Source organism: Paenibacillus sp. 01T422, from assembly GCF_056398785.1.
The window spans coordinates 1-1,762 of sequence record NZ_JBFTQB010001122.1 but is presented as its reverse complement, the minus strand read 5'-3'; the positions used below and the strand labels follow the sequence as shown (position 1 = coordinate 1,762).

General features: G+C 39.2%; 1 protein-coding gene. It reads left to right on the top strand.

Annotated features, from left to right (window positions below; all coding sequences use genetic code 11):
• Positions 1 to 195: 195 nt before the first annotated feature.
• The coding region (locus tag AC1DUA_RS36315) for a hypothetical protein (protein WP_477504350.1) at positions 196 to 1,762 on the top strand (1,567 nt) is incomplete at its 3' end.

Below are 1,762 nucleotides of genomic sequence, written 5' to 3'. Positions count from 1 at the left end.
GGGTGAAGGAAGCCGCGGATGCAGTGACATCATCAAATAATGACGAGGGTGTGCATAAAGCCCTAGTTAAATATTGTTTATAATATAAATTTCCTATAAAATCCTCGATATTTGGGGATTTTTGTCGTTTTGGGGGTTCTTCCCATTACTAGGCTATGGTAGAATGAGGGAAATAAACTAGACGACGGTGGTGTGATGATGGGGAAAGAACACAAGACATTAAGTAGAAAAAAGAAACTAGTAGGGGCGATTGCAAGTACGGCGATGATTGCTGTGCCATTTATGACTGTGCCTGTAGCGGCGAATGTGGAAACGGAAATTCCAATGTTTAACCAAGATGATATGCTGCAATCGATTGTTATTCCAGCAGGCGGGACAAAATATATCAATTTGCACTCACTCTACTATATGGGTAGGGAGTTCCAAGTTAATAATACTTCGACGTTGGCGACTGTAAATCAAAACTTATTACGTTATGGCATTTTAGAAATAAATGCGAACCCCCTAGTAGCGAACTCTCCGACCGAAGTCGCAACCTTTACGGTAACTGTAACCCCTTATGAGAGTGAGGCAACTCTTCACGACACATTTAATCTCATCATCATTCCAAGCGCTGGAAGTGGATCTAGCTCAAACTTTGATATTAAAAATATTGTTTCTGTGCTGCAGAATTTCTCGTCTCAGTACTCGGAAAAATCAAAGATTGAAGAGCTGATGGGCCACATCGATCTTGCATCACCAACAATCAAGAAAGATGATCCCTATAGTCAACCGGGGAATTTAGCTCCTATCCCGAAAATAAATGTGACGCCGTTCGAGGCTTATTCTGGTATCGATGTTGATGTGAATGCATACGGTGGTGAAAGCCCGTTATCTTTCAATATTAATCAATTTTTTGAGGATCCTAACAATGAATCGAATGAACCCAATGAACCTAATGAGCATTCATTATTAAATGTTGTTTTCCCAACTTCAGGAAATGAATATATTCGAGTCAGTAATACAGAGTATGGGCAGTCGCTGACTCCACTTAAAGCAACGAATGGACCCGTTAATCTCCCCGTAGTCGTTTTTGACAATGAGGGTGGTGTCGTTTCAGGGACAGTTCCCATTATTGTGCGAAATGCTGAACAATTTGACTTAGAGGAACGTGCGTCTATTACACTGGATATGCATAACTATTTCAATAATCTAGATGGAAATTCCTACATTGATATGGAAATCATAAATACTGGAGAGGTTTTTGAAAATTTACCAGTCATTAATGGCACTAATGCTACATTGAAGGCTATTAACGGCGTTTATAAATTTAAGCATATGAAAGCAGATAACGAGCAAGAATCCATCGTGTTTACCGTTAAAGAGAATTACGATCTCTATGAAAACCAATTATCCAAGAGTTACTTATACGAAAATAGCACGTTAGAATTTGACTTGAATCAAATGTTTCCGCAAGAGGCGGGTAGCTCTGTTCAGTATTCTGTGTACCACGAAAATTCCGTCACTTCCGTTACATATGAAATTCCAGAAGAAGGCAAGTTGTCTTTTACGGCGAGTAAATTTGCTGCTGACGGTGTTCAAAATGAAGAAGAACAAGCTCCGAACAATTTCACGATCATTGCCAAGGATGAAGTAAATCATCATACCTATGTAGACAGAATAAATATTGCTCCGCGGAATCGAAATAACTCGTATGAATCTATACGTGCAGACAAATTATTTAATTGGCCGAATGATGGTAGAAATGTGACAGTTTCTTCTA